The organism is Myxococcus sp. AB056 (assembly GCF_006547365.1).
Lineage (GTDB): Bacteria > Myxococcota > Myxococcia > Myxococcales > Myxococcaceae > Myxococcus > Myxococcus virescens.
Genome location: NZ_VHLB01000078.1, coordinates 1 through 20,456, shown reverse-complemented (window position 1 = coordinate 20,456; position 20,456 = coordinate 1). Strand labels below are relative to the sequence as shown.

The 20,456-nt window shown below is 70.8% G+C and carries 18 protein-coding genes; 9 read left to right on the top strand and 9 right to left on the bottom strand.

What is annotated here, in order from left to right; translation table 11 throughout:
• Genes sufC through sufT form a run of 5 tightly spaced genes read left to right on the top strand, consistent with a single transcriptional unit; the run spans position 1 to position 4,352 of the window.
• Positions 1 to 783 (top strand): Fe-S cluster assembly ATPase SufC, encoded by a 783-nt coding sequence (gene sufC / locus FMP39_RS27800; RefSeq protein ID WP_141593168.1) that lies wholly within the window; start codon positions 1 to 3, stop codon positions 781 to 783.
• The gene (gene sufD, locus FMP39_RS27795; RefSeq protein ID WP_141593167.1) at positions 780 to 2,120 is read left to right on the top strand and encodes a Fe-S cluster assembly protein SufD; all 1,341 of its coding nucleotides are present in this window, start codon (positions 780 to 782) and stop codon (positions 2,118 to 2,120) included. The genes sufC and sufD overlap by 4 nt, the downstream gene beginning before the upstream one ends.
• A complete protein-coding gene (locus FMP39_RS27790) occupies positions 2,117 to 3,340 on the top strand; it encodes a cysteine desulfurase (protein WP_141593166.1) in 1,224 nt (407 codons plus the stop codon). Before sufD ends, FMP39_RS27790 begins: the two co-directional genes overlap by 4 nt.
• On the top strand, positions 3,337 to 3,795 hold the full coding sequence (sufU, locus tag FMP39_RS27785; RefSeq protein WP_011551277.1) for a Fe-S cluster assembly sulfur transfer protein SufU: 459 nt from the start codon (positions 3,337 to 3,339) through the stop codon (positions 3,793 to 3,795). The genes FMP39_RS27790 and sufU overlap by 4 nt, the downstream gene beginning before the upstream one ends.
• Positions 3,796 to 3,809: 14 nt before the next feature.
• Positions 3,810 to 4,352 (top strand): putative Fe-S cluster assembly protein SufT, encoded by a 543-nt coding sequence (gene sufT / locus FMP39_RS27780; protein ID WP_141593165.1) that lies wholly within the window; start codon positions 3,810 to 3,812, stop codon positions 4,350 to 4,352.
• 52 nt (positions 4,353 to 4,404) lie between these two features.
• Here the strand turns inward: sufT and FMP39_RS27775 are convergent, their stop codons facing one another.
• Positions 4,405 to 5,076, bottom strand: a complete 672-nt coding sequence (locus tag FMP39_RS27775) for a type 1 glutamine amidotransferase domain-containing protein (RefSeq protein ID WP_141593164.1) — start codon at positions 5,074 to 5,076, stop codon at positions 4,405 to 4,407.
• Between the two features lie 120 nt (positions 5,077 to 5,196).
• On the opposite strand from FMP39_RS27775, the gene FMP39_RS27770 reads away from it, so the two are divergent.
• A complete protein-coding gene (locus tag FMP39_RS27770) occupies positions 5,197 to 6,315 on the top strand; it encodes an isoaspartyl peptidase/L-asparaginase family protein (protein ID WP_141593163.1) in 1,119 nt (372 codons plus the stop codon).
• A 69-nt stretch (positions 6,316 to 6,384) separates the two neighbouring features.
• On the opposite strand, the gene FMP39_RS27765 is transcribed toward FMP39_RS27770, so the two are convergent.
• The 5 genes from FMP39_RS27765 to FMP39_RS27745 form a co-directional block, all read right to left on the bottom strand.
• Positions 6,385 to 7,329 carry a YXWGXW repeat-containing protein gene (locus FMP39_RS27765; RefSeq protein WP_141593162.1) on the bottom strand — a complete coding sequence of 315 codons (945 nt, stop codon included), beginning with the start codon at positions 7,327 to 7,329 and terminating at the stop codon, positions 6,385 to 6,387.
• Between the two features lie 116 nt (positions 7,330 to 7,445).
• Positions 7,446 to 11,225 (bottom strand): tetratricopeptide repeat protein, encoded by a 3,780-nt coding sequence (locus FMP39_RS27760; protein ID WP_141593161.1) that lies wholly within the window; start codon positions 11,223 to 11,225, stop codon positions 7,446 to 7,448.
• An 85-nt stretch (positions 11,226 to 11,310) separates the two neighbouring features.
• Positions 11,311 to 13,149: a serine/threonine-protein kinase gene (locus FMP39_RS27755; RefSeq protein WP_141593160.1), complete on the bottom strand. Its 1,839-nt coding sequence runs from the start codon at positions 13,147 to 13,149 to the stop codon at positions 11,311 to 11,313.
• A gap of 116 nt (positions 13,150 to 13,265) precedes the next feature.
• On the bottom strand, positions 13,266 to 13,856 hold the full coding sequence (locus FMP39_RS27750) for a GAF domain-containing protein (protein ID WP_141593159.1): 591 nt from the start codon (positions 13,854 to 13,856) through the stop codon (positions 13,266 to 13,268).
• Between the two features lie 287 nt (positions 13,857 to 14,143).
• Entirely contained in the window at positions 14,144 to 14,389 is a 246-nt protein-coding gene (locus tag FMP39_RS27745) for a hypothetical protein (RefSeq protein ID WP_141593158.1), read from the bottom strand.
• Between the two features lie 298 nt (positions 14,390 to 14,687).
• Here FMP39_RS27745 and FMP39_RS27740 point away from each other — a divergent pair, with 298 nt between their 5' ends.
• The 3 genes from FMP39_RS27740 to FMP39_RS27730 are packed head-to-tail and all read left to right on the top strand — an operon-like array spanning position 14,688 to position 17,971.
• Entirely contained in the window at positions 14,688 to 15,155 is a 468-nt protein-coding gene (locus FMP39_RS27740; protein ID WP_090484867.1) for a hypothetical protein, read from the top strand.
• 45 nt (positions 15,156 to 15,200) lie between these two features.
• Entirely contained in the window at positions 15,201 to 16,631 is a 1,431-nt protein-coding gene (locus FMP39_RS27735) for a sensor histidine kinase KdpD (protein WP_141593157.1), read from the top strand.
• Positions 16,628 to 17,971, top strand: a complete 1,344-nt coding sequence (locus FMP39_RS27730) for a sigma-54 dependent transcriptional regulator (RefSeq protein WP_141593156.1) — start codon at positions 16,628 to 16,630, stop codon at positions 17,969 to 17,971. Before FMP39_RS27735 ends, FMP39_RS27730 begins: the two co-directional genes overlap by 4 nt.
• 15 nt (positions 17,972 to 17,986) lie before the next feature.
• Here the strand turns inward: FMP39_RS27730 and FMP39_RS27725 are convergent, their stop codons facing one another.
• From FMP39_RS27725 to FMP39_RS27715, 3 genes are read right to left on the bottom strand one after another with little or no spacing between them, the layout of a single operon-like run.
• Entirely contained in the window at positions 17,987 to 18,310 is a 324-nt protein-coding gene (locus FMP39_RS27725; RefSeq protein WP_090484862.1) for a TerB family tellurite resistance protein, read from the bottom strand.
• A gap of 6 nt (positions 18,311 to 18,316) precedes the next feature.
• A complete protein-coding gene (locus FMP39_RS27720) occupies positions 18,317 to 18,808 on the bottom strand; it encodes a hypothetical protein (RefSeq protein ID WP_194858592.1) in 492 nt (163 codons plus the stop codon).
• Positions 18,809 to 18,827: 19 nt separating this feature from the next.
• Positions 18,828 to 20,408 (bottom strand): SDR family NAD(P)-dependent oxidoreductase, encoded by a 1,581-nt coding sequence (locus tag FMP39_RS27715; protein WP_141593155.1) that lies wholly within the window; start codon positions 20,406 to 20,408, stop codon positions 18,828 to 18,830.
• Positions 20,409 to 20,456 lie beyond the last annotated feature (48 nt).

The following is a 20,456-nucleotide window of genomic DNA, read 5'->3' as shown; positions in this document are numbered from 1 at the left end:
ATGGCGCTTTTGACTGTTCGCAACCTGCACGCCCGCGTGGCGGGCAAGGACATCCTCAAGGGCATCGACCTGGAGGTCGCGCCCGGCGAGGTCCACGCCATCATGGGCCCCAACGGCTCCGGGAAGAGCACGCTGGCCAGCGTGCTGGCGGGCCGTGACGGCTACGAGGTGACGCAGGGCGAGGTGCTGTTCGACGGCAAGCCGCTGCTGGAGCTGTCGCCCGAGGACCGCGCCGCCGCGGGCGTGTTCCTCGCGTTCCAGTACCCAGTGGAGATTCCGGGCGTGGGCAACATCCACTTCCTGCGCACCGCGCTCAACGCGCAGCGCCGCGCGAAGGGGCTGGAGGAGCTGGACGCCATGGACTTCCTCCAACTGGCCAAGGAGAAGTCGAAGCTGGTGCAGCTCGACGCGGCCTTCATGAACCGCTCGGTGAACGAGGGCTTCTCCGGCGGCGAGAAGAAGCGCAACGAGATTTTCCAGATGGCGGTGCTGGAGCCGCGGCTGGCCATCCTCGACGAGACGGACTCCGGCCTGGACATCGACGCGCTGCGCACGGTGGCGGGCGGCGTCAACGCGCTGCGCTCGCCCGAGCGCGGCATGGTGCTGATTACGCACTACCAGCGGCTGCTCGACTACATCGTCCCGGACAAGGTGCACGTCATCGCGGCGGGCCGCATCGTCCGCTCCGGCGGGCGCGAGCTGGCGCTGGAGCTGGAGGAGAAGGGCTACGGCTGGCTGGGGCTGGACGGTGGAAAGAAGACGACGGCGGAGGCACGGCGATGACGGCCGCCCTGGCGCACTACCTGGACGTGGCCACGCGCTTCCAGGCGGCGCCCGAACAGGCGTCCGCGCCACAGTGGCTCAAGCGTCTGCGTGCCGATGCCCTGGTCCACCTCGAGCGGCAGGGCCTGCCCACGACGCGTGACGAGGCGTGGAAGTACTCCCGGCTGGGGGCCATCGCGGAAGGAGCGTTCATTCCGCGGACGGATGGGCCCCGGGACACCGCGCACCTGTCGGCGGTGGTGGAGCGGCTGGGCCTGCCGGGGCCCCGGTTGGTGTTCGTGGACGGGCGGCTGGCGCCGGAGCTGTCGTCCGTGGCGGGCCTGCCGCGCGGACTGACGCTGAAGCCACTGCGGGACGCGGTGCGTGAGGACGGCGAGCTGCTGGAGTCCGTGCTGGGGCAGCGGGCCCTGGCGAACGAGCACGCCTTCACCGCGCTCAACGCGGCGCTGCTGGAAGAGGGCGTGCTGTTGCGGCTGGCACCGGGCGCGCTGAGCGAGGTGCCCGTGCAGGTGGTGTTCCTCACGCGCGGTGACGCGCCGGTGTTGTCCAGCCCGCGCATCCTCGTGGTGGCGGGGGAGAGCAGCGAAGCGACGCTGGTGGAGACGTATGCCAGCGCGGGCCCTGCGGGCTCGGCGGTGACGTTCACCAACGCGGTGACGGAGGTGACGCTGGGCGACAACGCCAGCCTCCACCACTACAAGCTCCAGGTGGAGGCGGACGCGGCGCTGCACGTGGGCGCGCTCCATGCGCGGCAGGGGCGGGACAGCCGCTTCGCCTCGCATGCCTTCGCCTTTGGTGGGGCCATGGCGCGCAACGAAGTCCACGCGGCCTTCGCGGGCGAGGGTGGCGACGCGACGTTGAATGGCCTGTACGTGGGGCAGGGCGCGCAGCACCTGGACAACCGCACGGCGCTGGACCACGCGGTGCCCCGGTGCACCAGCCGCGAGCTGTACAAGGGCGTGCTGGATGGTCACTCACGCGGCACCTTCCACGGGCTCATCCGCGTGCGGCAGGACGCGCAGCGCACGGACTCGCGGCAGCAGAACCGCAACCTGCTGCTGTCGGAGTCGGCGCAGGCGGACGCACGGCCTCAGTTGGAAATCTTCGCGGACGACGTGAAGTGCGCGCACGGCGCGGCGGTGGGGCGGCTGGACGCGCAGGCGCTGTTCTACCTGCGCTCGCGCGGCGTACCTCAGGCAGAGGCGGAGCGGCTGCTCACCTACGCCTTCGCTCGTGAGGTGGTGGAGGCGGTGCCCGCCGGCCCTGTGCGCGCGAACATCGAAGCGCTCCTGGCCTTGAAGCTGCCGGGCGCGGCGCAGCGCGAGGTGACGGCATGAGCGGCTTCGACGTGAATCTGGTCCGCAAGGACTTCCCCATCCTCCACCAGGAGGTGCGGGGCCGGCCGCTGGTGTACCTGGACAGCGCCGCCACGGCGCAGAAGCCGCAGGCCGTCATCGACGCGCTGGTGCGCTTCTACCAGCACGACAACGCCAACGTGCACCGCGGCGTCCACGTGTTGTCCGAGCGCGCCACGGAGGCCTACGAGGGCGCGCGTGAGACGGTGCGCCGCTTCATCAACGCCCGGGACGTGAAGGAAGTCGTCTTCGTGCGTGGCACCACCGAGGCCATCAACCTGGTGGCGCAGACGTACGGGCGCAAGCACATTGGCGCCGGGGACGAGGTGCTCATCACCCAGATGGAGCACCACGCCAACATCGTCCCCTGGCGGATGTTGTGCGAGCAGACGGGCGCCGTGCTCAAGGTCATCCCCGTGGACGACCGGGGCGAGCTGGTGCTGGACGCCGTGGACGCGCTGCTGACGGAGCGCACGCGCATCCTCGCGGTGACGCACGTGTCCAACGCGCTGGGCACCGTGGCGCCGGTGAAGGAGCTCACGCGGCGGGCCCACGCGAAGGGCATCCCCGTGCTGGTGGACGGCGCACAGTCGGTGACGCACTTCCCCGTGGACGTGCAGGACCTGGGCTGCGACTTCTACGCCTTCAGCGGGCACAAGATGTTCGGCCCCACCGGCATCGGCGTGCTGTACGGGCGCAAGGAGCTTCTGGAGGCGATGCCGCCCTACCAGGGCGGCGGCGACATGATCCTCTCCGTGACGATGGAGAAGGTGACGTACAACCGGGTGCCGTACCGCTTCGAGGCGGGCACGCCCAACCTGGAGGGCGCGGTGGGGTTGGCGGCGGCCATCCGCTACCTGGAGGCGCTGGGGATGGAGAACGTCGCCGCGCACGACCGGGGGCTGCTGGCCTACGCCACGCAGGCGCTGGAGTCGGTGCCGGGGCTGCGCATGGTGGGCACGGCGCGCGAGAAGTCCGGCGTGTTGTCCTTCATGCTGGCGGATGTCCACCCGCACGACGTGGGCACCATCCTGGACCGCGAGGGCATCTGCATCCGCACGGGCCACCACTGCGCGCAGCCGGTGATGCAGCACTTCAAGGTGCCGGCCACGTCCCGGGCGTCGCTGGCGCTCTACAACACGCGCGAGGACGTGGACGCGCTCGTCCGTGGCCTGCACAAGGTCCTGGAGGTGTTCCAGTGAGTGCGTCGGATGACTTGAAGGACCTCTATCAAGAGGTCGTGCTGGAGCACTCCAAGCGGCCGCGCAACTACCGCGTGGTGGAGGGCGCCACCGCGGAGGCGGCGGGCCACAACCCGCTGTGCGGCGACCAGTTGGTGGTGACGCTGAAGGTGGAGGGCGGCGTCATCAAGGACGTGGCCTTCCAGGGTCAGGGCTGCGCCATCTCCAAGGCGTCCGCGTCGTTGATGACGGGGGCGGTGAAGGACCGGACGCGCGCGGAGGCGGAGGACCTCTTCGAGCGCGTCCACAAGCTGGTGACGGAAGGTCCGGAGTCGGTGGACGTGGACGCGCTGGGCAAGCTGGCGGTGCTGTCCGGCGTCAGTGAGTTTCCCGCGCGGGTGAAGTGCGCCAGCCTGGCCTGGCACACGCTGCGCGCGGCATTGGAGGGACGCGGCGAGGCCGTGTCCACGGAGTAGGGGTGGAGGGCCACATGCGAGGAATGATGGCGGTGCTGGAGCGCGACGTGTCCGCGACAATCATCCCCAGCGGGGACCGGGTGGTGCTGCCCGAAGGCGCCGAGCTGCAGGTGACGCAGACGCTCGGCGGCAACATCACGGTGCAGGACCCCTACGGTCAGCTCTTCCGCATCGACGAAAAGGACGGCGGCGCGCTGGGCGAGGAGTACGCGCCCAAGGAGCGGCCCGCGGGTGACCCCAGTGAGTTCAACGAGGAGCAGGTCTGGGAGCAGCTGCGCACGGTGTACGACCCGGAGATTCCGGTGAACATCGTCGAGCTGGGCCTGGTGTACGCGTGCAAGGCGGAGCCGCTGCCGGAAGGCGGGCAGCGGGTGGACATCCAGATGACGCTCACCGCGCCCGGCTGTGGCATGGGGCCGGTGCTGGTGGAGGACGTGCGCACCAAGGTGGGCTCGGTGCCTGGGGTGGCGGAGACGCGCGTGGAGCTCGTCTGGGACCCACCCTGGGGGCAGGAGCGGATGTCGGACGTGGCGCGGCTCCAGCTCGGTTGGATGTAGCAGCCGGACGAAGGCCCTCGGCGAGCTGCTTCGCCAAGGGCCGGCAAACGTCTCAGCGCAGGGCGAGCCGCCGCGCGCCCACTCCGAGCGCCGCGGTGGCCAGCGTTCCCGCGAGCAGCTTCGGCCACAGGGACGGCGCTGCCTGGTGCACGGGGACCATCGGCGCGCGAGCGGTGACCTCCGGCATCTTCTCCGCGAAGAGCTCCACCATGCCCTTGATGAACGCGAACATCTGTCGCGGTCCCGGGCTGGAGACCCAGTTGCCATCGCGCATCACCGGCTCGTCCACCCAGCGGCCACCCGCGTTGCGCACGTCGTCGCGGATGCCCGGCCACGCGGCCAGCGCCCGTCCCTCCACGAGTCCCGCCGAAATCAGCACCCAGGGGCCATGGCAGATGACGGCGATGGGCATGTCCAGCGCGTCGGCGTCGCGGACGAAGTCGAGCGCGAGCGCGCTTTGCCGGAGGAGGTCCGGGTTCACGAAACCTCCTGGGAGGAGGACCGCGTCGAAGTCCGCCGCCTTCACCTCACGCAGGGACGCGTCCACGCTCACCTTCTTCCCTGGAATGAGAAGGTTCATCCCGCGGATGCGGCCCTTGTGGGGGGACACAATCGTCACCTCGGCGCCCTGACGCTCCAGCTTCTTCACCGGTGCTGTCAGCTCCACCTGTTCGAAGCCATCCGCCGCGAGCACGGCCACTCGCAACCCTTTCAGCTTCTTCATCGCGCACACCTCGCTGTGTCAGAACGGTTGGTCGTCTCGACACTGTGCATTCCCGCCGGGCCCCGCGTTGTGCCTCCCCGGAGGGCGTGCTACCGACGGAGCGCTCTGGAGGTCCTTCGAATGTCCGCCGCTTCCGTTCTCCTTCGCCGTTCTTTCGTCGTGGGTGCCGTGATGCTGCTTTCTCCCATGGGCTGTGCCACCCAGACTGGGGCTGCTCGCACCGACAGCGAGCAGCCGACCTCGCGCGAGGTGCCCGCGCCCAAGCCGAAGTGGGGGCTGGTCATCCACGGCGGCGCGGGTGTCATCTCCCGGGAGAATCTCTCCCCGGAGCGCGAGGCGGAGGTCCGCGCCGCGCTGACCCAGTCCCTCCAGGCAGGACACACGGTGCTGGCCGGCGGCGGCTCCGCGCTGGACGCCGTGAGCGCCGCGGTCCGCATCCTGGAGGACTCTCCGTATTTCAATGCGGGCAAGGGCGCCGTCTTCACGCACGACGGCGTCAACGAGCTCGATGCCGCCATCATGGATGGCACGACGCGCAAGGCGGGGGCCGTGGCGGGCCTGCGGCACGTGAAGAACCCCATCTCGCTGGCGCGGCTCGTCATGGAGCAGTCGCCGCACGTGATGATGGTGGGGGAGGGCGCGGAGGCCTTCGCGAAGTCGCAGGGCGTGGAGTTGGTGGACCCGAAGTACTTCTACACGGAGGACCGCTGGCAGGGACTCCAGCGCGCGCTGGAGAAGGAGCGCTCGCGGCAGCCGTCCTCCTCGCTCCCGTCGGGGTATGACCCGGTGAGCGGGGACCACAAGTTCGGCACCGTGGGCGCCGTGGCCCTGGACCAGACAGGCGCGCTCGCCGCGGCCACGTCCACCGGGGGCATGACGAACAAGCGCTACGGCCGCGTGGGGGACTCGCCCATCATCGGCGCGGGAACGTACGCGGACGCGCGCTGCGCCGTGTCCGCCACCGGCCATGGCGAGTTCTTCATTCGCTACACCGTGGCGCACGACATCTGCGCCCGCGTGGAGTACCAGAACGTGCCGTTGCCGGAGGCCGCCGACGTCGTCATCAACGACGTGCTGGTGAAGGCCGGCGGCGAGGGCGGCGTCATCGCGATGGACCGCGAGGGCAACGTGGCCATGCCCTTCAACTCCGCCGGCATGTACCGCGGCTACGTGGGCGAGGACGGCAAGCCCTCCGTGGCCATCTTCCGGGATGCGGCGGAGGCCGCTGGCGCGAAGTAGCAGCGCACGGCGGCCCCCATCCGGGACGCGCTCGGGGTGGGGTTGCCTCCCTGAGCGCGCCGTGAGGCGTCAGTCCCGGCCGCCGCGATGTCCCCCATCGCGGCGGTGATGTCCTCCATCTCGGCGGTGATGGCCCCCGCCCCCGCCGGGCGACGCCCGGTGGTAGTTGCCATTGCCCCAGCGATTGCCGTTGTTGCCACGGTAGTGCTGACGCACTGGGCCGGGGCCACGCCGGTAGTGGTTCCCGGGGTGGTAGACGTGGTGGCGCACCGCCGGGTAGCGGCGCCAGGAGTGCGTGAAGTAGTGCGGGTGCCGGCGCGCCACGGTGATGTGCGCGTGGCGGTAGACGGGCACCGTGACACGCACCGAGCCTCGGGTGGCCCAGCCGCCAGCGGAGAAGTACCAGGAGGGCCCGCGGCGCATCCACCGGGACGACACGTAGACGAGCCCAGGACGGGGCGGGGCGGCCCACATGCCGTCCACCCACACGTAGTTGGCGCCGGCCCAGTACCAGTAGCCGGGCGTCCAGACGTAGGAGGGGGCTGGCGGCGGCGGCGCGTGCTCCACGCGGAGCGGCGGAGGCGCCTGCTGCGTGGACAGCTCCTCGCTCGCCACGGCGATGGGAATCTCCACCACCGGGGAGTCATGCCGGGCCCAGCCGCCGGACACCCACCTCCACATCCGGCCGTCCGGCTCCCAGTAGCCGTTGATGAACCGGTAGCCGTCCATGGGCGCCAGCCAGGTGCCGGCGTTGAAGCGCCACTCGTTGCCGTCCCAGTACCAGTGGCCGGAGGCCCAGACGGCGCCCGCGAAGGGCCGGCCGGAGGGATTCTCGGCGGGGAGCTGGGGCGGGGCGTAGGGCGCCATGGGCGCCGTGTCCTCGTCCTCGAACTCCGTGTCGTCGTACGCGTATTCGGAATATCCAGGCTCTGACGCGGGGACCGGCGCGGTCTGCGCGTGAACCATGGGCGCCGCCAGCAAGGTCACCAGACAAGCCCACCATCGAGGAGTCATCGCGTCATCTCCGTGGGTTACCAGACAGATTCTGCCACCGGCCCCCCTGAGAGTTCCTCAGTGCGGGGCCGGTGTAGAAAAAGACGCGGTGCCGTCCGGCTTTATTCATCCCCCGGCTAGGGCTTCACCAGGACCAGCTCCCGCGTCTGGATGAGGTCCACGTCGCCAGTGAACCCGGAGAACAGCTCGTACTGGCCGGGCATGACGCGGTTGCGCGGCACGCGCAGCGACTCGGTGACGCTGAGCGTCGCGCCGTCCTGCTTCTCGGACCGGGTGAAGCGGCCGAAGGCATTGTTCGCCTCCAGCGAGGCCTGGGGGTCGGCGAGCTTCCAGCCCTTGGGCATGGACAGCGTCACCTGCGTGCGGCTGGCCTCGGTGGTGTCGATGTAGAGCGGGGTGCGGCGCGTGCTCAGCTGCACGAACCGCCGGCCCAGCTGCGCGGGGAAGGTGAGGGGCCCCAGCGCCATCCGCTGGCCACCCTCCATCCGCCCGAAGCGCGGCACGGTGAACTCGTAGCGCAGCACGAAGGGCGCGCCCACCTGCTCCTGGTTCTCCAGCTTCACGCTCGACAGCGACGCACCGCCGAAGTACCGCGCCACCGCGCCCTGCAGCGCCTGGTTGCGGCTCTCCGCCGACAGCTGGTTGAAGGCCTCGGCAATCTGCGCCGCCTCGAAGCCGGAGTACGTCTCCTCGCCCTGCCCGCTGAGCGTTCCATCCTCGGCGAGCTTCAGCGCCAGCTTCACTTCCTTGCCGGGGGTCTCCTTCAGGGGCGGCGTCTGCACCTTCTGCAACGGGAGGCCGGGCTCGGGCAGCAGCCACGCCTCCCGCCCGCCCATGGCCAGCTCCGGCAGCTCGCCGAAGGGGCCGTAGCGCACGGACGTGTCCACCCACACCGGCTCGGTGCCGGGCACCTCCACGCGCAGCGCCGCGTACGGCAGCAGCGCGTCCTGGGGGAAGGTGTAGGCCGACGGGTCGGTGTTGAAGGTCCGCACCGCCACCACCCGCGAGGGGATGCCCAGCGCGTTCAGGCCGGCCTTCATCACCGTCAGCCGGCTGCCCCGGTCCTGGGCCACCGTGGACGCCGCCGTCTGGCTCAGGCTCGCGTCCCGGCCGGAGAAGCGCTGCATCACCGCCGCGTGCAACGCCTTCACCGCGTCCAGGCCGGACTTGCCCTCCGCTGCCTTGCGCGCGAAGGCGTCCACTTCCGCCGTGCGCAGCCAGCGCTCCTGGAAGGCATCGCCGTAGAGCTTCACCAGGCTCTCGTTGCCCGTATCGCCCGCGCCCACGATGACGAAGGGCAGGTACTCGTTGGCGGAGGGCGGCGCGTCCGGCTCGGGGATGAACGGCGGCACGCGGCGCGTCTCGAAGTGGAACACCTCCAGGTCGCCGTCCACCTTGGGCTCCGGCACCTTCATCCCGTGCGCGTCCACCTTCATGCCCACGCCCTTGGGCGCCACCACCGTGTACGTCACCCAGGCGTTGGGCTGGTTCGCAATCTGGAAGTAGAAGGCGGACGCCGTGAAGCCCGGCTGCGCGGGGCCGCGCGGAGGCTCCGCGAGCAGGTACTCCACCTCCACGTAGTCACCCACGGCCACGCCGGGCAGGCTCACCGTGTCCTTGCCTTCGATGTTCTCCGGCTCCAGCACCCGGCCGTCCGCCTTCAGCGTGCGCAGCGCCAGCACCTGCGCGCCGCGCGGCACGTTCACCTCGGCGATCTCCTGCACGCCCGACTGCTCCAGCGCCTTCTGCACCGTGTGGATGCGGTTGACGATGCTGCCGTCGGGGTACACGCGCACCGCCGCAGCATCCAGCACGAAGGCCGCCGCGCTGCCGCCGCTGACGGGCTCCGCCTCGTAGGCGCGGATGGCCTCGCGTCCGTCCACGGCGTACGCCTGCAGCAGCTCGCGGCCCGTCTTCGCGCGCTCCTCCGTGCGGCGCAGCGTCAGGTCGTCGCCCGCCATCGCCAGCGCCTTCTCGCGCAGCTTGAGCGCCTCGGCCGGCTGGCCCGCGTACTCGCGCACGTCCGCCATGCGCTTCACCAGCTCTGCGTTGCGAGGCCACACGGCCGCCAGCTTCTGGAGCACCGCGGTGGCGTCGTCGAAGCGGCGCTTGGACACGTAGAGGTTGGCCAGCGTGTTGGCCAGGCTGATGCTGCTGGGGTCGCGGGACTGGAGCTCGCTGTACAGCTTCGTCGCCGTCTCCATGTCGCCGCGCGTGCGCGCGTGTTCGGCCTGGCGCACCGCCGTCCCCGGGCAGCCATTCAGGGACGCCGCCAGGGTGTCGCTCCGCTCCGCCGCGTCACGGCGGCGGGCCAGGCTGTACTGGAGCGTCAGCGCCTCGCACAGGCCGGGCTGGGCCTCCAGCGCCGCGGTGAGTGACTCCTCCGCCAGGGCTTCCACTTCCAGCGCCAGCGCGGCGCGGGCGCGCAGCATGAACACCGGGTGGCCGGCGGGCTGGGCCACCTCGGACGCCGTCTTCAGCATGTCCATGGCGGAGGTGGGCTGGCCCTCATCGAGGAAGAGCTCCGCGCGCAGCAGCAGCGCCGCCACGTTGCCCGGGTCCTTGGCCAGCACGGACTCCAGGTCACGCGTGGCCCGGCCGCGCGCCACCTTGGACGGCACGGTGCGGTCCGCGGAGGCGACTTCCGCGCGCAGCCACAGCAGGGCCGGGGTGTTGGCGTCCACCGAGGCCATCAGCCGCCGCGCGCCGTCCGCGTCCCGCTGCAGGCCGTCCCGCACCGCCAGCACGACGGCCAGCAGCTCACCGGCCTCCTCGTGCAGGGCCGTCTTCAAGCCCTCCGTGGTGGGGAACACGCCGGGCGTCTCGTCGGAGAACTCGACCTTGCTGCCCCAGGTCTGCGGCGCCGCGCCGGTGGCCGCGCTGAAGCGCACGCCGGACGGGCGCCCGTCCACGCGCAGCAGGGCGAAGGTGAGCAGGCCGGAGGTTCCGCCCTTGATTTGACGCACGACGAAGCGGTGCTTGCCCGCGGGCAACTGCACGGTGCGCGCGGTGACGGTGGAGGTGGCGCGCTCCCAGGCCCGGCGCTCCATCAGCGGAGCCCCGTCCATCAGCACCTGATGCGAGGTGCCGCTCACGGTGCGAGCCACATAGAGGCCCGGCTCCGTCACGTCCGCGTCGAAGGCCTGGACGTAGAGGTCGCCCTGGCCGGGCTCGCCCGTCAGGTCCATCCGCCCGTCGGGGGCGCGCACCGTGCGCACCGGCAGCGGACCGAAGGCGCCGGTGAGGGGGCCCGCCAGCGAGCCATTCTGACTCACGGGCGTGCGCTCGTCCCAGGCCAGCACGTGGAAGGGCGAGAAGGGCCCCACCAGCGAGACTTCGCTCACCCCGCCCAGTTGCTGCATCGCCGCGTCGCGGGCCTCCGCGTCGCCGCGCACCACGGCCACCGACATCCGGGCACCGCGCATCAGATAGGCGGCCTCGCCCGTCGCGCCCGCCGCCAGCGCTCGCTCCACGCCGAGGAGGATGTCGTCATCCAGCGCCCGCGACGTGCCCACCGAGTCCAACACGTGGCGCGCCGCGACGGCCGCCAGCGGGTGCGTGGGCGCGCGCGCCACCAGCTCCAGTGACGCCGTCAGGGCGCGGTCGGGACGGCCCGCGCGGCGTGCCATCAGCGACTGACCGGCCAGCGCGTAGACATCGCCCGCGTCGCGGGCAATGGCGTCATCGAAGCGCTGTTGCGCCAGCGAGGCGTCACCCGCGACGAGCAGGGCATGGAAGCCCGCGAACGCGAGCGTGCGGGCCTGTTGGGTGCCCTTCTGCACCTGCTCCGCGGCGGTTTCGAGGACGCGCGGTGTCGCCGTGGAAGTGGAACGGTGGCAGCCCGTGAGGGCCGTGACGAGTGCGAGCGCGGCGAAGCCGAGTCGAATGGTGCGCATAGGAGGAGCCAGGGATAGTGCAATCCCTCGGCCGTGGCCATATTCCCCTGCGCTGCTGTGTCCGGGGCGCGTGCTGCCGGACGCTCTACCGTCGCTTGGGAGGGCTCTTCACGGGGGCCTTGGCGGGCTGCTTCTTCGGCGGAGGCGGCGGAGCAGGCCGCTTGGCGGGCACCGCGGCGACCACGGCCTTCGCCACCGGCACGTCGGGCACGGGCGCCGTCGTCCCCGGAGGCGGCGCGCGCCGCACGGTGTAGAGGAAGCCCTCCGCGCGGCAGGTGCCTTCGATGCAGCCGAAGGCGGGCACGGGCGCGTCTCCGAAGTGCTCCATCCAGCCCGGACCCAGGTTGAGCGGCTCGCCAATGGCCCGCTGGTCCTTGCCCTTGCCGACGTAGCCCTGCATGACGCCGTCCGCGTCCACCCGCAGCTCCAGCGCGGCCTCGCCCTCCGGCGACGCCAGGCCCAGCATGGTGCCGCGGCGCTCGCCCAGGGCCCATTCGAGCCGCAGCGGCGCGCCCGCGCCGTCATGGATGAGCGCCACGTAGCGGCCCGTGCTGCCCTGTAGCAGCAGCGCGGCCGCGGGGGCCTGCAGCGACGGCCCGTAGAGCATGACGTAGGCGCGGCGCTTCCAGGTGTCCGGCGGCGCGTCCGCACGCACGCGGGCGCTGAGCACGGCGATGTCGCCGTCCAGCCCCACCACGTCCACGCGGGCACGGCCCACGCGCGACTGCGAGCGCTCCTCCACGGGGGGGAAGATGATGGCCTTCTCCTCCGCCTCCACCGGCCGTCCGGCGACCAGGAGCGACGGCGCGTCCGGGCCGTGACCCACCGACACCGTGCGCTTCTCGGAGCCTGTCTCCAGCCGGCCGGGCATGGTCCGGGGCGATGGCGGGCCCAGGTCCGCGTTCAGCGCGGCGCCGGGCTGCGGCTGCACGGGCTTCTCCCCGCTGCGCAGCCACTCCCGGCCCAGCACGGCCAGCGCCGCCACCACCACCAGCACGGCCGCGGCCTGCAGGGCCATGCGCACCACCTTGCGCACGCCCTGGCGGACGCGCTGGAGGTGCGTCAGCTTCACCGGCGCCAGGGACGGCAGGCTGCCCGGGACGAGCAGCTCCAGGTCCGCGATGAGCGTGGTGACGGAGGGGTAGCGGTCCTCCGGGTCCGGCTTGAGGCACCGCGTGACGATGGCGTCCAGCCGCGAGTCCAGCCCCGGCTTGCGCCGCGACGGCGGGTCGAACGTGCCCAGCGGCACCTCTCCCGTGAGCCACTCGTAGAGGATGACGCCCAGCGAGAAGATGTCCGCGCGCGCGTCCGCGCTCTTCGCGTCCACGCGCTGCTCGGGCGCCATGTACGACAGCGTGCCCATGGACACATGCGTGGACGTGAGCGCGTAGCGGGAGGAGGGGCTGGCATCCTCCAGGAAGGACGCGAGCCCGAAGTCCGACACCTTGGCGATGCCGCCGGCCTGCTGGTCCAGCAGGATGTTCTCCGGCTTCAGGTCGCGGTGGATGACGCCGCGGCCGTGCGCGTACTCGATGGCGCGGCAAATCTGCAGCATGCGCCGCAGGGCGCCCATGACGTCCAACTGCGGCTCGCGAATCAGCTCCCGCAGCGACGGGCCGTCCACGAACTCCATCACCAGGTAGTAGGTGGTGTCCGTCTTCCCTTTGTCGACGATGGAGACGATGTGGGGATGGCTCAGGGCCGCGAGCGCGGCGGCTTCCTTCTGGAAGCGCGCGATGAAGGACGGGTCCTTCGCCAGCTCGGGATTGAGGAGCTTCACCGCCACCGTGCGGCCTAGCGAGAGTTGGGTGGCCTTGTGGACCTCCCCCATGCCTCCGCTGCCGACAAGCTTGTCGAGGTGGTAGCCGCTGATGATGTCCGGCGAGCGCGGACGGCTGATCGCGGTGGGGTCGATTGAGGACATGGCGGTGAGCGAAGGGGGCGGCCAGGGTAGCAGAAACCCGGCGTTGGAAATGTCCGCTCATGCACGGGTCAGCATTGCCCCCCGGCAAGCCGCCAGGCGCCCCGCCCGCCTGCCGTTCAGGGGCTGGACACTGGGGTGCGGCTGACCGCCTGGCGCAGGCTGTTCCGGACCTGGTCCAGGGAGGAGCGCATCTGCCCATGTCGGACGGACGCCGCCACCGCGCGCGCCAGGGACTTGAGCAGCGTCACTTCCTCCGGCTTCCAGGCGCGGGGACGGCGGCAGTCCTCGAAGGCCACCATGCCCCACCACTGCTGCCGGGAGGGGTTGATGGGGCACAGGAGGATGGACTGCGTTCCCTGGCGCTCCAACAAGTCCTTCATCGTCGGGGGCGCGTCACGGGTGGGGCACGCCACCACCATGCCGGCCTCCAGCATGTCCACCCAGCCCGGCGCGAACTCGCGGAAGGAGAAGGCCCGCATCACCGGGTTGGCCAGCGGCGACGGCGTGGGCGGCTCCGCCCAGGCGTGGCGCATGTCCGTGATGAACCGGCCGTACGTGCCCTGCACGCGGTTCTCCAGGATGTACGCGCGGTCCACGCCCAGCGCGTGGCCCACCATGCTCAGCGCCTCCATGCCGGTGCTCGGGCCCAGGCCCTTCTCCAGCAGCAGCTTCGAGGCTTCCGACACCTTCGAGAAGGCTTCGATCATTGGTGCGCTCGTTTGAGTTCCGCCCCTGTCCGGGACAGTCAGTGATTCTCTGAAGTCATATTAAGCAGGTTTCTTCTGTTTCTGTCAAATCTCACGTTCACTGGACGGATTGACGGGTGCGCGAAAGTCCTGACCCGGATGGGTTTTCTTGGACCTCGATAGGCGTTTCGAGAGGGTATCTCAGAAATCGATGTAAGACGGGTTTTTATGGACCCGCAAAGGCAACGGGGGTACCTCCCTTGGAAGAGGTACCCCCGCCGCACTGGCCATAAAGCCGTAAATCTTGATTAGTTTGCTTCGGAGGCGGAGGTGGCCTTGGCGGCCTTCTTCGCCGGCTTCGTGGCCTTCTTGGTGGGCTTGGCCTCGGGGGCCGCCTCGGCCTTCGCCTCTTCGGCCTGGGGCGCCTCGGCGGCCTCGGGCTTGGCTTCGGCGGCGGCGGCGGGCTTGGCTCCGGCAGCGGGCTCGGCGGGAGCCGGGGTGTTGGCGAACGCGGTGGCGGCGGCGAGGAGGGCGGCGGCGAACACGGTCTTCATGAAAAGCTCCGTTGACGAACGACGACGCGAGATTGCGCCGTCCCAGCGAGCGAGGGCTTGAGCAGGCGGCGTGCCAGGAGCCTTGTCAGAGGGAGAGCAGGTGTCTTGCGGGGATGTCCGTGGGGAGAAACTCCGCAGTTGGAGCTCCGACAATGGGGGCAGGCTCCCCAGGCGGGCAGTTGCTGCTTTGACGATGACGGAGCACTTGAGCAAGCTGCACGCGTCATCTGGTTGCAGGGTGTCGGCCCAGCACCTTCGCCGCGCATGTCGCGTGGTCATGGTGTGGGAGAGATGGTCCATGCGGTTCCTCTGTTTCGCGACAGCGTTGGCCGTCCTGGGTACGGGTTGCGCGACGGGTATTCCGCTCGAGCGGCTGGAGGCCCAGGTACTCGAGGCGGACCGGTGGCGTCGCGAGTACGAGGCGGAGCGGGAGCGGGCCGAGGCGTTCGCGTTGCGCATGGCCCAGCTGGAGTCCGCGCTGGAGCAGGTGCGGCTGGAGCGCGCGGAAGCGGAGCAGGCGCGCGCGGCGCTGCTGGAAGAGTTGGTGCGCACCGAGGCGGACCGGCACGCGCTGGAGGAGCACAACACCCAGCTGCTGGCGCTGGAGCGCGAGGTCAACGAGCTGAAGGAGCTGAAGGAGATGCACGAGGAGCTGTCGGACGTCTGGTACGAGTCCGCGCTGGAGCGTGCACGGCGGCGGTTGAACAATCCGCCCCAGCCGGCTGCCCCCCCGGCGGCCGGAAACGTCGCCCCGACGGTGCCCTGACGTCCCGCCGGACGCGCGGCGCCGGCCCCGTGATAGAGGAACGGCGTGGCGAGCTCCCGCATCCCCATCCGCGGCTACCGGGCCGGCTTCTTCTTCGTGGTCGTCCTGCTGTCCGCCGTCACCGCTTTCACGTTGTGGACGGAGGTCCGCACGGGCAGCCAGGTGGACGGGTTGGTGCAGGAGGCGCTGGAGCGGGCCGGCTCCATTGGCCGCATCCGCGTGGACGCGCTGTCGCTGGAGGCCGCCATCGAGGCGCATGTCCGCGCCACGGGTGACGCCGAGCGCCGCGCCGCGGACGCGGTGATGGAGCAGATTCTCGCGGACATCCGCGCCTCGTCGGAGGCGTACACCCGCAACCTCCCGCAGGGCGAGAAGGCGCTGTGGTACCGCTTCAACGCCGCGTGCCAGGGGCTGGCGGACCAGGTGCGCGCGGCGGCCATCTTCTCGCAGCGCCGCGAGGCGGAGCGGGCCCGGCGCCACCTGGCCGAGCGCATCCGCCCGCTGGCGGCGGAGCTGGACGCGCTGGGCGGCGCGTTGGAGGAGGAGAACGCGGCCGAGGCACGCAGGCTGGTGAACCGGTTGGAGGACCTGCGCGTGCGCAACACCGCCCTGGGCGCGGGTGCCACGCTGCTGGCCATCCTCCTGTCGTCGCTGGTGGGCTGGCGCGTCACCTCGCTGCTCAAGCGCCAGGAGGCCATCATCCAGGGCCAGTTGGAGGAGCTGGGCCGGCACAACCAGGAGCTGGATGCCTTCACGCGGCGCGTGGCGCACGACCTCATCTCTCCGCTGGCGCCGCTCAAGGGCTACCTGACGCTCATCCGCCGCACCGGCGCGGTGAACGACGCGGGCGCGCTGGAGATGCTGGCGCAGTGTGAGTCCAGCGCTGTTCGCATGGGCGAGCTCATCGAGGCGCTGCTGCGCTTCTGCCGCGCCGGTACGCGCGGCGAGAGTACGGTGGGTGAGCTGGACACGGCCGTCACCACCGTGTTGCTGGAGGTGGCGCAGACGGCGGCGGCGCAGGGCGTGGCGCTGGAGCGGGAGCTGGAGCCCGGCGTGGCGGTGGACTGCCCCGGACAGTTGTTGCAGGTGAGCGCGCGCAACCTGCTCACCAACGCGGTGAAGTACTCGGCGGGCCGGCCCGACCCCCGGGTGAAGGTGCGCGTGGCCACCGAGGACGGCATGGCCGTGCTGGAGGTCGTGGACAACGGCATCGGCATGGCGCCGGGCACCCAGGCCTCGCTGTTCCAGCCCTTCTTCCGCGCGCCGGAGGTGCGCGGACTGCCGGGCCACGGACTGGGGCTGGTCACCACCAAGCGCGTGGTGGAGGCGCACGGCGGCACGCTGGTGGTGCGCTCGGAAGAAGGAAAGGGAACGCACGTGGAGGTGCGCTTCCCCCGCGTGGTGCGCCCGGCGGCGGGCACCAGCGGTTCTCAGACAACGACTGCTTCCGCCGGAATGCGCAAGGTCGGTACATGAGCTCAGCCCGCATCCTCGTCGTGGATGATGACCCGCAGGCCCGCGATTTGCTCCAGCGCTTGCTGGGGCCGCTGGGGGCGGTGACGCAGGCTCCGGACCCGCGCCGCGCCACCGAGCGCATCGCGGAGGGCCCCTTTGACCTGGTCCTCACGGACATGGCCATGCCCGAGCCGGGCGACGGGCTGAAGGTGCTCCATGAGGTGAAGGCGCACCTGCCGGACACGCCCGTGGTGGTGGTGACGGCCTTCGGCAACATCGAGGGCGCGCTGGACAGCATCCAGCAGGGCGCCTTCGACTACCTGGCGAAGCCCTTCGACGTGGACGCGATTCTGCGCGTGGCGCGCCGGGCGCTGGAGCAGAAGCGGCTGGTGGAGGAGAACCGCTCGCTGCGCCAGCAGGTGGAGCGCGGTTCGCTGATGCTGGTGGGCCGCAGCCCGGCGCTGCTGGAGGTGTACAAGCACGTGGCGCGCGCGGCGGCCAGCAACGTGCCAGTGCTGATTACGGGCGAGACGGGCACGGGGAAGGAGATGGTGGCGCGCGCGCTGCACAAGCGCTCGCCGCGCATGAATGGGCCCTTCATCCCCGTGGACTGCGGCGCGATTACCGAATCGCTGATGGAGAGCGAGCTGTTCGGCCACGCGAAGGGCAGCTTCACCGGCGCGTCCGGCGCGCGGCGAGGCGTCTTCGAGGAGGCCAGCGGCGGCACGCTCTTCCTGGATGAGATTGGCGACGTCGGCATGAAGGTGCAGTCGCAGCTCCTGCGCGTGTTGCAGGAGGGCGAAATCCGCCGGGTGGGTGAGAGCGTCCCCGTCAAGGTGGACGTGCGCGTGGTGGCGGCGACGAACAAGGACCTCAAGGCGCGGGTGGCGGAAGGCCTCTTCCGTGAGGACCTGCTGTACCGCCTGGACGTGGTGCACCTGCACCTGCCGCCGCTGCGGGAGCGGAGCGAGGACATCCCCGCGCTGGTGGAGCACTTCGCCGGGCGACATGCGCGCGGCGGCGTGCGGCCGGTGGTGACGCAGGAGGCGAACGCGCGCCTGGCGGCCTACGACTGGCCGGGCAACGTGCGGCAGTTGGAGAACGTGGTGGCGCGGGCGCTGGCGCTCAACGTGACGGGCGTCCTGGGGCCCCAGGACTTCCCGGAGCCCATCGGGGATGCGTCCACCCCGAAGATGGCGGGCCTGGCGGGTGACATGCCGAGTCTGGCCGAGCTGTCCCGCCGCTACGCCGCGCAGGTGCTCCAGCACGTGGGCGGCAACAAGAGCGAGGCGGCGCGCCTGCTCGATGTGGACCGCAAGACGCTCTACAAGCTGCTGGAGGCCCCGGAGGCCGAGTCGTAGCGCGCGCGGCGGACGTCAGTTGCTGACGCCGAGCAGCTCCCGAATCTGCCGCAGCAGCTCGATTTCGGCCGCGTGCACGCTGCCGTCGCTGGCGATGAGCGCCTTCGCCTCCTGGATGACGGCGGAGGGGTTGGTGCGCAGGATGCCCATGTTCGGCGGAGGCAGGGGCTCGTTGTTCTGCAGACAGCGCGTCAGCGCGGCCAGCTCCTGCAGGGGCACGCTCATGCCTCGCGCGGTGTCCAGGATGTGCCGAATCTCGGAGTGAGCGACGCGGCCATCGACGGTGGCGACCTGGAGCAGCAGCTTGAGGACTTCGACGTGGAACTGTTCGGGGCTCATGTCCCGCTAGGCTGGCTTTTCCTGGGACGCCCGTCCACCTATTGACGGTGTCAGCGCGCGGCGGAGCACCGAATGGCGGTGCTCGAAGAGGCGCCGGATGAAGGCCTCCGCCAGTCGGCCGCCGAAGCGGGGCTCGAAGTCGAGCTGGTCGATGATGTCGACGCCGGCGTGCGCCTCGATGATGCTGCGCTCGTGCCGCCACTGACGCATCGTGCTCATGGGGGACTCCTCGACGAAGCGGCGTCCCGGCTCCAGCACGCGCAGCGTCACGTCGGACCAGCCCACCGGCAGCACGCCGCCCAGCAGCAGCTTGCTGCGGAACAGCGGTTGGCCAGGCTCGAAGGGCACGTCCTCGAGCCTCGCCACGCCCGGAGGCGCCGTCATCCGCAGGTATGGGTGCATCTCCGTGGAGATGCCCTTCATCGACGTCACCCACGCCCAGGCTTCAGCGGGAGTGACCTCCACGTACGATTCGAAGCGGAGACTGCGGGTTGCCATGACGCCCCCGGTCCGCGTGTCACCACGCGGTGTGACGGTAGTCCTTGAAGAAGTTGCCCCAGACGTACTCGCCGCTGTTCTCCGAGGCGATGATGGGGTCCACCACCCGCGCCGCCCCGTCGACGATGTCCAGCGGTGGCTGGAAGTCCAGCTCCTGCACCTTGCGCTCCGCGTGCTGCGCGGGGTCCTCGTCGGTGACCCAGCCGGTGTCCACGGCGTTCATGTAGATGTTGTCGCGGGCGTAGTCCGGCGCGGAGGTCAGCGTCATCATGTTGAGCGCCGCCTTCGCCATGTTGGTGTGCGGGTGTTTGTCCGTCTTCGTCCCGCGCGAGAAGCTGCCCTCCATCGCGGAGACGTTCACCACGTGGCCGGGGGACGAGCGGTCCCTGAGCATCAGCGGCTTCAGCTTCCCGACGAGGATGAAGGGTGCCACCGCGTTGATGAGGTGGACCTCCAGCATCTCCGCCGTCTGGACCTCGGCGAGCCGCAGCCGCCACGAGTTCACGTCCCGCAGGTCCACCTGCTGCAGGTCCGCGTCCAACCGGCCCTGCGGGAAGAGGGCGCGCTCGTCACCCTCCTGCTCCAGGTTGTAGGGCAGCATGGACAGCGCGGCGGAGGAGTGGATGCCCAGCGCCGGGTCGCTGCTGCGCCAGGTGGTGGCCAGCTCCGAGCCGCCCGCGTTGCCCGCGCCCAGGGCGGCCGGCTGCACCGTGGCGACACAGGCGTCATGGCCCGCGAGCAGCGCGCGCGCCGCCGCCGGCAGGTCGTCCGCGCGGCGCATCTCTCCCGGCAGCAGGTGGCCGTAGAAGCCCGGCGGCCGGCGCACCGTCTGCGCGGCGTTGTTGATGAGGATGTCCAGGCGCTCGTGCGTCTGCTCGATGTACTTCGCGAAGAGCTCCACGCTGGGCGCGTGCCGCAGGTCGAGCCCGTGGATGTGCAGCCGGTGCGCCCAGGCCGCGAAGTCCGGCTCCTGGACGTAGCGCTTCGCGGCGTCGTTGGGGAAGCGCGTGGTGGCGATGACGCGCGCGCCGGAGCGCAGCAGCATCAGCGAGGCCTGGAAGCCAATCTTCACCCGGGCGCCGGTGATGAGCGCGACCTTCCCATTCAGGTCGGCGCGCTGGGTGCGCTTGGCGTAGTTGTAGTCCGCGCACTCGATGCACATCGCGTCGTAGAAGAAGTGCAGCTTGCGGTACTCGGCCTTGCAGACGTAGCAGCGGCGGGGCTGCTCGAGGATGCGCTCGGGCCCGGGTTCCGAGGGAGGCGGCGGGGGCAGCGCCGGCACCGTGAAGATGGCGGAGCGGCGCAGGGTGCGAATCTCCGTCGTGGCGCGGATGGCGCGGTCGTGCTCGCGCTTCGTCTTCTTCCTGTCTCGGCGCAGCGCCTTCGCCATCCGGGACTTGGTGTCGCGGTCCGGGTGCAGCACGCGGCCCGCGGCGCTCAGGAAGGCGATGCGGTCCTCCTCGGGGAGGCCGGCCAACAGGAAGCGGTCCTCGCTGATGGCCTCCAGGATCTGGGTGATGCGGCGTACCTCGTCCAGGGACAGGGGGGCAGCGGGCAGCGCTTCGGGAGCAGGGATCGGAGCAGTCTCGGCGAGCTTCATCTCCCCCGCTGCATATCTTCCGAAGGGGGCGGGTGGAAAGAGGGGCCT

What these genes read in the sequence shown, in the direction of transcription:
- FMP39_RS27730 (WP_141593156.1), top strand. Translation starts at nt 16,628, where the DNA reads ATGAGCTCAGCCCGCATCCTCGTCGTGGATGATGACCCGCAGGCCCGC.
- FMP39_RS27755 (WP_141593160.1), bottom strand. Translation starts at nt 13,149, where the DNA reads ATGTCCTCAATCGACCCCACCGCGATCAGCCGTCCGCGCTCGCCGGAC.
- FMP39_RS27740 (WP_090484867.1), top strand. Translation starts at nt 14,688, where the DNA reads ATGCGGTTCCTCTGTTTCGCGACAGCGTTGGCCGTCCTGGGTACGGGT.
- FMP39_RS27715 (WP_141593155.1), bottom strand. Translation starts at nt 20,408, where the DNA reads ATGAAGCTCGCCGAGACTGCTCCGATCCCTGCTCCCGAAGCGCTGCCC.
- FMP39_RS27760 (WP_141593161.1), bottom strand. Translation starts at nt 11,225, where the DNA reads ATGCGCACCATTCGACTCGGCTTCGCCGCGCTCGCACTCGTCACGGCC.
- FMP39_RS27770 (WP_141593163.1), top strand. Translation starts at nt 5,197, where the DNA reads ATGTCCGCCGCTTCCGTTCTCCTTCGCCGTTCTTTCGTCGTGGGTGCC.
- FMP39_RS27775 (WP_141593164.1), bottom strand. Translation starts at nt 5,076, where the DNA reads ATGAAGAAGCTGAAAGGGTTGCGAGTGGCCGTGCTCGCGGCGGATGGC.
- FMP39_RS27720 (WP_194858592.1), bottom strand. Translation starts at nt 18,808, where the DNA reads ATGGCAACCCGCAGTCTCCGCTTCGAATCGTACGTGGAGGTCACTCCC.
- FMP39_RS27765 (WP_141593162.1), bottom strand. Translation starts at nt 7,329, where the DNA reads ATGACTCCTCGATGGTGGGCTTGTCTGGTGACCTTGCTGGCGGCGCCC.
- FMP39_RS27725 (WP_090484862.1), bottom strand. Translation starts at nt 18,310, where the DNA reads ATGAGCCCCGAACAGTTCCACGTCGAAGTCCTCAAGCTGCTGCTCCAG.
- FMP39_RS27750 (WP_141593159.1), bottom strand. Translation starts at nt 13,856, where the DNA reads ATGATCGAAGCCTTCTCGAAGGTGTCGGAAGCCTCGAAGCTGCTGCTG.
- sufD (WP_141593167.1), top strand. Translation starts at nt 780, where the DNA reads ATGACGGCCGCCCTGGCGCACTACCTGGACGTGGCCACGCGCTTCCAG.
- sufC (WP_141593168.1), top strand. Translation starts at nt 1, where the DNA reads ATGGCGCTTTTGACTGTTCGCAACCTGCACGCCCGCGTGGCGGGCAAG.
- FMP39_RS27790 (WP_141593166.1), top strand. Translation starts at nt 2,117, where the DNA reads ATGAGCGGCTTCGACGTGAATCTGGTCCGCAAGGACTTCCCCATCCTC.
- FMP39_RS27745 (WP_141593158.1), bottom strand. Translation starts at nt 14,389, where the DNA reads ATGAAGACCGTGTTCGCCGCCGCCCTCCTCGCCGCCGCCACCGCGTTC.
- sufT (WP_141593165.1), top strand. Translation starts at nt 3,810, where the DNA reads ATGCGAGGAATGATGGCGGTGCTGGAGCGCGACGTGTCCGCGACAATC.